At 33.2% G+C, this 8,587-nt stretch carries 7 protein-coding genes; all 7 read right to left on the minus strand.

Annotation, left to right across the window (positions count from 1 at the left end; genetic code table 11):
- Positions 1–65 precede the first annotated feature (65 nt).
- The gene (locus tag RH99_RS16775) at positions 66–752 is read right to left on the minus strand and encodes a hypothetical protein (RefSeq protein WP_010240963.1); all 687 of its coding nucleotides are present in this window, start codon (positions 750–752) and stop codon (positions 66–68) included.
- Between the two features lie 19 nt (positions 753–771).
- The gene (locus tag RH99_RS18365) at positions 772–2,382 is read right to left on the minus strand and encodes a L,D-transpeptidase family protein (RefSeq protein WP_010240965.1); all 1,611 of its coding nucleotides are present in this window, start codon (positions 2,380–2,382) and stop codon (positions 772–774) included.
- 218 nt (positions 2,383–2,600) lie between these two features.
- On the minus strand, positions 2,601–5,111 hold the full coding sequence (gene sacB, locus RH99_RS16785; protein WP_010240967.1) for a levansucrase: 2,511 nt from the start codon (positions 5,109–5,111) through the stop codon (positions 2,601–2,603).
- 93 nt (positions 5,112–5,204) lie between these two features.
- On the minus strand, positions 5,205–6,140 hold the full coding sequence (gene galU / locus RH99_RS16790) for a UTP--glucose-1-phosphate uridylyltransferase GalU (protein ID WP_010240969.1): 936 nt from the start codon (positions 6,138–6,140) through the stop codon (positions 5,205–5,207).
- Between the two features lie 173 nt (positions 6,141–6,313).
- The gene (locus tag RH99_RS16795) at positions 6,314–7,084 is read right to left on the minus strand and encodes a tyrosine-protein phosphatase (protein ID WP_010240970.1); all 771 of its coding nucleotides are present in this window, start codon (positions 7,082–7,084) and stop codon (positions 6,314–6,316) included.
- Positions 7,085–7,777 carry a CpsD/CapB family tyrosine-protein kinase gene (locus RH99_RS16800; protein WP_010240972.1) on the minus strand — a complete coding sequence of 231 codons (693 nt, stop codon included), beginning with the start codon at positions 7,775–7,777 and terminating at the stop codon, positions 7,085–7,087. It lies immediately after the preceding gene.
- Between the two features lie 11 nt (positions 7,778–7,788).
- On the minus strand, positions 7,789–8,472 hold the full coding sequence (locus RH99_RS16805; protein WP_010240975.1) for a YveK family protein: 684 nt from the start codon (positions 8,470–8,472) through the stop codon (positions 7,789–7,791).
- Positions 8,473–8,587 lie beyond the last annotated feature (115 nt).

Consider the following 8,587-nt stretch of genomic DNA (forward strand, 5'->3'; position numbering starts at 1 on the left):
TTAAACTTAAAATCAAAAAGAACCGCCACCAAAATGACGATTCTCTCTTATTATACTATCCTACATTAATTCCCAAACATCTTTTTAACATAATTAGTTACACCTTCTGGCATTTTATGTGAAAATAAGTTTGTTATATCTGTAATTGACTTAATTGAATAATTTAAATTCAGTGTTAACTTATCAACTTGTATATTAAAACCGCTAATCTTAAAAGGCGCCACAGCATTCTTATTAATACTGATGGAATTATTACTCTTATCAATTGATAGATAATTTGAAGCATTTTCTTTCAATCCATTTAATACAAGTCCTTTAGGAATTGGAATTCTACCAACTTTTACATCTTTTAAATTTAGTATTAAGGTATTATCCTCTACACTGGGTGTAAATTCCAGCATATATTGAGTTGGAATTATTTTAAGTAAATGAGAATTAATATATAGCTTTATGCTATTTTCATCTATATCCGTTTCTATTCCATCCACAGCTATACTATTTTTTATAGCTTCATATAAGATATTGTTTAAATCTTTTTCTGTTAACACGAAACTAATATTTAAATCACCACTTTTTTTATCAAATTCTATTGTTTCCAGTGTTTTTATAAGACCGCTATCCGAGCTACTTGAATCAGACTTGGTATATGATGATATTTTCTTTACCGGACTTATACAAAACACTAAAATAATAAGTATTACTGCAATTGTTAGAGCAATTCCAGAGAATATTAACATCTTTTTATTACGCATTTAGTACACCTTCTTTTACTTAGAAACTTTGTAAATTTGATTTTTTACCCATTATGATTATGGGATTTTTCCCTGGATCAAGCCATCTAAGCATTTGAAGTAAATTACTACGATCTGCTGCTACACATCCAGAAGTTCCACTGCCAGGTCCTCTCCACTGATGAAAGAATATTGCACTTCCTAAATAAGGTGTTCTGGCTGAATTATAATTAATGACTGCTGCATAAGAGTATAAGTCTCCAGCTGCTAATAAATTTTCTGCTGAATTCCACCTTCCATTGACTGGTTTCCTTTCATACAGATTATAGTAGGACGATTTAGGATCATCTACCCAAACATCGTTGTTATCCAGTTGCTTATAAGAATAACGAACTCCTGGATTAGCATATTTTCCAAACATCATAGAACCAAAGGAATACTTTCCTTCCGGTGTTTTCCCATCCCCCTCACGTTTACCCCCTGGAGAGGCAAAGCCATTGTATCCTACATCTATTGAAAAGGGTGAAAAGGCTCTTGTCCAATTTCCATTTACTAAGGAAAAAGTCTCACAAGTTCCAAATACTTGTCCATAATTATCAGTATAAACCACAACTGCCTGCTGTGAATTACCTGTGTTTAATGAATTCACAATATACTTTGGTACTTCAGGAGGCTTCGGTGGATCTGGTACTGGTGTTGGCTCTACAGTTGGTGTATAGGCAGGTATACTACTGCCGTTCTTAACTATCATTATCCTTATAGCTTCCATCCTACGGCCTTGTCCCGTAGTTCCTGCTGTTTCACCATCACCTACCCAAGGCTGCCACCCTATATTTTGTACGTGTGCCTGATATTTAATAGAATATCCCGGCATATTGACTAATTCTAGTTTAATTGCCTCTAATCTTTTGGATTGTCCAACCGTTCCAGCTAAATTACCATTAAATTTCCAATCTTGCCATCCGATACTTTGTACATGGGTCTGATATTTAATTTGAGCTCCAGTTGGTGCATTTCTTAAACTAACCTTTAATGCCTCTACTCTATAGGAGTGTCCTGTTGTTCCTGCATCATCACCATTTTCCTGATAACTTTGCCATCCAACATTTTCTGCATGGGCTTCATATTGTACAGAAGGTATAATATTTGCTGTTTTTACAATTCTAATTCTTAAAGCTTCAATCCTAAGACTTTGTCCTTGTGTCCCTGCTATATCTCCATCATTTACCCAGCCTTGCCAGCCTATATTTTGTACATGTGCTTGGTACTCAATAGAATAACCTGGCATATTAACTAATTGCAGCTTAATTGCCTCTAACCTTAAAGCTTGTCCCTGAGTTCCTGCCACATCTCCATCAGCTTTCCAATCCTGCCACCCAACTTTTTGTACATGAGCTTGATACTTAATTTGAGCACCTGCTGGTGCATTGGTTAAATGTATTTTTATCCCTTCAACTCTTAGTCCTTTGCCTACTGTTCCTGAAATATCCCCATCTTTTTTATCATTCTGCCAGCCAATATTTTGGACATGAACCTGATAGTCAATTCCAACAGCTGTATCCGCTTTAGCTTTTGATACCTGTGCAGACTGTACTGTAAATATAGATAATATGACTGCGATAAATAAAGTTAATCCTCTTTTTACCTTCATTATATTCCTCCCACTAAAAAATAGTATATGTTTATGTTATTACAGTATTTACTAATTTTCAACATATTTTTTACAAATATGTTGATTTTTATTAATATTTTATACTTATATTACTTTTTAAAGAAAAATGAGAAATAAAAAAAATGCCGATACTACATCGGCATTTTCTTGAAATTTAAATCTTTAATCTTATTTATAAGTTTTTAATTAATAATTCATTACTTATCAACAGTAAGTTGTCCCTGTTTAAGAGTACTGTTTGGTACAACAGATGTTTTTGATCCATTGATATTAACCAAAAAGCTTGGTGCAAAAGTAGACTGGTGATCCTCAAAGGAACTTCTATTTGTCATATAACTTGTAATAACCACATTATCACTATCCTGAGATTGCATTACAGCAAAATGAGAATAAGTAAATGTTATGTCATTAGTAGCAATACTAGTATGTAATACAAGTCCACTATCGTTTAATGGTTTATATGGCCCTGTCAAGGAGTCTGAAACATATCCAAGCATATATATATCATTATCCCCTATTCCATCAATGGTCATTTTACGCCCTCTTGAATCTGTAAACAAATACCATTTGCCTTTAATTTTAAATACATTAGCACGTTCAATCTCATCTGTTACTGTATTAGAAGTAATCAATGGCTTCATAACTTTTTTCACAGTATAGTCGTCGTTTAATTCAACAATACCCAATGAACCATTAGCTAAAGATGCAAGTTGTTTTTTAGAACTTTTTAATAGTTTGTCATGCTCTGTTTTGAAGAAATTTTCATCTCCACCATAATAAGCCTTATTGTATAAAGCTTCATCTCCTTGATAGCCATCTGCTGTTCCTGTATTAGACTCAAATACAAGATATTTATGTCCATTATCTTCAACATAATGAGGATCTCTTAAAGTATGATTATCTCCTGAACTCCAAAGACCGTTATCTCTAAACTGTTGAATGTTTTGATAAATTGTACCGTCACCACCATCAAATATGGATTTTTGATCTGATACTCCATTAATCTTAAAAGTACCTTCATTTGTCTGAGATATATTCACTTGAGCAGTTGTTAGAATTTGGTTACTATCACCTGTTCCACCTGCTTCTGAAGCACCAGAAAAATCAGTATAAAATAAACGTACCTTTCCATCATCAGTTAAAGTTGCAGAACCAGACCACTCTTCTGTTTGATGTTTAAGATTAGGATCATTTGGAATAAATTTATCACTATCCTTAAAGACTCTTCCCGCATTTTTCCAACTATCAATAGAAGTTTGTCCTATCTTTTGATAAAACAGATAAATACATGTATCACTTGTTTTAGGCTTACCTGCTAAAGCAAAAAGAATATTGTATCCCTTGTAATTTGCTACTGTACCATTGGCATTTTGCAATGGCCAGCTATCCCAGACATCTAAACCTTGTGCTGAAGGGATATTTTTTATTGTTGAAGCATCAAATTTAGGTACATTAAATTGTGAATCATTTTGATGTTTTGCTACTTTTAGCATGTCATAACGTGTAATATGAGAAATGCCAAATCCATTATCAGATGCTACAGTTACATTACAACTTGCAGTCTTATTTCCGTCCTCTGTAGTTGCTGTAATTGTTGCTGTTCCAGGAGCTACAGCAGTTACTTTTCCTGTGTTATCTACTGATGCTATAGCTTTATTTGATGATGTCCATGTTACTGCTTTATTTGTATTATCATTTTTTGTTACCACTGTTGCTGCTAAAGTATTTGTGTCTCCTACTGTTAAAGTATTTTCAACTTTATTTAAGCTTACTGATAATACATCTGTAAGTTTAACTATTCTTATTTCAATAGCTTCAATACGTAAAGACTTACCATCTGTACCAGCTTCTTGTCCATCACTAACCCATGGTTGCCATCCTATATTCTGTACATGAGCTCTATACTGTACAGAATATCCTGGTAGATTTTCTAAAGATATCTTTATTGCCTCAACTCTTAAACTCTTTCCATGTGTACCACCTTCTGCATTATTAGATACAGAAGTTTGCCATCCTATATTTTGTACATGTGTTTGATAGTTTATTTTAGCTCCTGCTGGAGCATTTAATAAACCTATCTTAAATGCTTCTACTCTTAGTGATTGACCTTCTGTTCCCGCTATCTGTCCATTTTGAACGGTATTTTGCCAACCAATATTCTGTACATGTCCTTGGTACTGTACACCTACCGTAGTGTTATCTGATATTTTAACTAACTTAATCTCCACTGCTTCAACACGTAAAGACTTACCTGTAGTTCCTGCAGCTTGTCCATCCGATACCCAATCCATCCATCCTATATTCTGTACATGAACTCTATACTGTACAGAATACCCTGGTAAATTCTTTAATGATATTTTAATAGCTTCAACTCTTAATGATTTACCATCTGTGCCCGCCTCAGCACCATCTTCTACAGCATTTTGCCATCCTATATTTTCAACATGAGCTTGATAATTTATTTTAGCTCCTTTGGGAGCATTTAATAAATTAAGCTTTAATGCTTCTACCCTTAAAGATTTTCCGTGTGTTCCCGCTTCCGCTCCATCTGAAACAGGATTTTGCCATCCAATACTTTGTACATGTGATTGATATTGAACTCCAATATAATTAACAGTATCGGCTTTTACTACTGTAGTCGTTAAAATTGATGTAAAACCTACAATAGTAGTCATTAATAGTGCTATTGTTACTTTCTTTATTATCATAATATAGTCTCCTGTTTTTTTCTTCACCCAAAGAGTGTAAAACTTTACAGGTTTCCTATTTTTTACACCCCAGGAATGATAGCTTTCAAATTTTTAAAGTTTTCCTACTTTAGTAGCCGCAACCTCAGCATAACCCTTATCAGTTGACTTTCTCCAACCTTCTTTATCAGACAATTCTACTAAATACTTCATAAATGGCTCTCTTAAATCTTCTCTCTTCAATGCCATTTCCACAGTAGCCTGTAAATAACCAAATTTATCTCCTACATCATATCTTCTTCCCTGGAATTCATAGGCATAAATAGCTTGCTGTCCAAGAAGATTCTTTAGAGCATCTGTTAACTGTATTTCGTCACCTTTTCCAGGTTTAGTTTCTTCCAGAACGTCAAATATGTCTGGCATCAATATGTATCTTCCAAGTATTGCTATGTTGGAAGGTGATTCTTCTACACTTGGTTTCTCTATTAGATCTTTAACCTTGTATACACCTTTTTCTATGTTTAAGTTCTTCACTATTCCATATTTAGAAACCTGACTTTTTTCTACCTGCTGAACACCTAAAATTGATGTCTTATATTCATCATAGCAGTTTATAAGCTGCTTTAAGCAAGGCACCTGTGCATCTACTACGTCATCACCAAGCATTACTGCAAAAGGTTCTTCTCCTACAAAACTCTTTGCACAGTGAATAGCATGACCAAGTCCCTTGGGTTCCTTTTGTCTTATGAAATGAATATTAACTAAATTACTTATGTCTCTTACAAGCTTTAATAGCTCCAATTTGTTATGACTTTCAAGTTCTAATTCTAGTTCTACAGATTTATCAAAATGATCTTCTATAGATCTTTTATTTCTTCCTGTAATTACAAGTATTTCTTCTATACCAGAAGCTACTGCTTCTTCTATTATGTACTGTATAGTTGGTTTATCAACTATTGGAAGCATTTCCTTTGGCTGTGCTTTTGTTGCTGGCAAGAATCTTGTTCCAAGACCTGCTGCGGGTATAACTGCTTTTCTTATTTTGCTCATGAGTACGTCCCCCTAAAAAATAGTATACATTTATGTTATTATATTATTTACTGTTTTTCAACATATTGTTTACAAATATCATATATTTCCTTAATATCTTATGCTTAAATTTTTAATCTATAAAGAATAAGCTATATTTTTAGAAATTAATTTCTAAAAATATAGCTTACTATTTATTTCTTAAAGAAAAAAGAAAACAAACCCTTCTTCTTTTCTATTTTTTTCATTCTAACATCTATTTCTTCATTTTCTAAAATGCAATCTGCATTCCTTTGAACAGAACTGTAAACTTCTTTATATTCTTTCTTTATATCTTTCATCAACAATCCTAGGTTTGGACATCTCTTTCCAGTGGAATGAGCATCTGAAGCAATAAAATGACAAAGTCCATTATCCATTAGAACACGTGTTGCTTCCTTTACTCTACTGCCCATAAGTCCCATTATACTAGTAGTATTTAGCTGAAACAAACAGCCTTCTTCTACAAATTTATTTATATTCATCAAATTGCCATTAATATAAAGATATCTTTCAGGATGAGCAACTATTGGTCTTATCCCTAAAAGTTTTAATTCATATATAATATCTATAGCATCCTCTGGAAGTACATCCATAGGGAATTCAATGAGCATATATTTTGAATCATTTAAAGTATGAATAATTCCATGTTTATATGCATCCAAAGTATACTTGTCTACAAAAACTTCTTGCCCGGGAAATATGTCGATATCTATTCCCCTAGTCTTAATCTCAGCATTTAAATCTTCTACATGTTTGAGCACATCTTTAAACTCATTTTCATAGCTTCCCCTGTAATAATGAGGAGTAGCTATAATCTTTGTAGTATTATTTTCTTCTGCAATGCTAAGCATTTCTAGGCTCATATCTAAATCCTTAGAACCATCATCAATGCCCGGCAGTACATGACAATGGATGTCTATCATTTATTTCTCCTTCTTTCCCTTTTTCTTATTACCTTCTCCGTAGTAATAGTTATAATATCCGTACTTCTTACCACCAGTAACTTCTGCCTTATTAAGTACTACACCTACAATATTAGCCTTGACATTTTCTAATAGTTCCTTAGCCTTCTCAGCAACTCCTATTTCCGCCTGTCCTGCTGCTACTACTAAAAGTACTCCACCTACCATAGTTGAAAGAAGCTGTGCATCTGTTACTGCTACCACTGGTGGTGTATCAAGTATTATAAAATCAAAAATCTTCTTAGCTTCCTCTAAAAACTGTTTCATTTTCTTTGAAGCAAGCATTTCTGAAGGATTAGGTGGTACTGTTCCTGAAGTTAGTATACACATATTATCACTATATTTTTGAGCTACTTCATCAAATTTAAACTGACCAATTAAAAGATTGGAAAGTCCCTTGTTGTTAGAAATATTAAACTTCTTATGTAGTGATGGTTTTCTAAGATCACAATCTATTAAGAGAACCTTTTTGTCAACTTCAGCCATAGAAAGTGCTAAATTAGCAGCTGTAGTTGACTTTCCCTCTGAAGGACCTGAACTAGTAACTAAAATTGTATCCAATTCATTATCAAAACTTGAAAACTGTATATTAGTTCTAAGCGTCCTGTATGCTTCTGATACAGGTGACTTAGGATTATCCTGTACTATTAACATTGTGCTCCCCCTTACATTTCGTCATGTACCGGAATAGTTCCAAGTACTGGTAGGTCTAGATGTTTTTTAATGTCTTCTGGTGTTTTAAGTGTACTGTCCATATATTCTAATAGGAATGATAGTCCTACAGATACCATAAGTCCTAAGAAGAATGCTATAGCCACATTTAATGCTTTTTTAGGTTTAACAGCTGATTTAGGGAGTTCACCCTGATCCATGATTTTTACTTCACCTGTATTGTATACACTAGGTGAATTCTCTACGAAAGCATCTGAAAGAGCTTTAACTCTATTTTGAGCTTCTTCTGGTGTTCCCCCTTGTGCAGTTATATCCAATATTTGAGTACCTGTTTCTGGTGTAACTGTAACAAGTTTACTAAGTTTATCAGAAGTCATACCATTTCCAAGCTTTTCTGCTGCCTTTCCTGTAACTAATTTAGATGTTCCAATAGTTGCATAGGTCTTTGTAAGATTTTGATACATCATAACATCATTATATTGGGTACTAGAATTTGCAGCATCACCCTTTTTACCAACTATTGCAGTTGCCTGGGATTCATATACAGGAGACATGATAAAAAAGCTAAGTATTCCAGATATAATAACTGCCACTAAAGTAATTGTAATTATTATAGACTTTCTCTTGCTTAATACATAAAAAATTTGACTTAAGTCTATAGTATTTTCGTCATTCATAAATTAACCTCCGATTTTTCATAAGTTGTACATATATATTATATAATTTTTTTGTTAATTTTCTATAATTTTTATTTTCCAATTGTTTAAATTGTATTTATTTTATACTACGTGT

This window comes from Clostridium arbusti SL206 (assembly GCF_000246895.1).
GTDB classification, from domain to species: domain Bacteria; phylum Bacillota; class Clostridia; order Clostridiales; family Clostridiaceae; genus Clostridium_I; species Clostridium_I arbusti.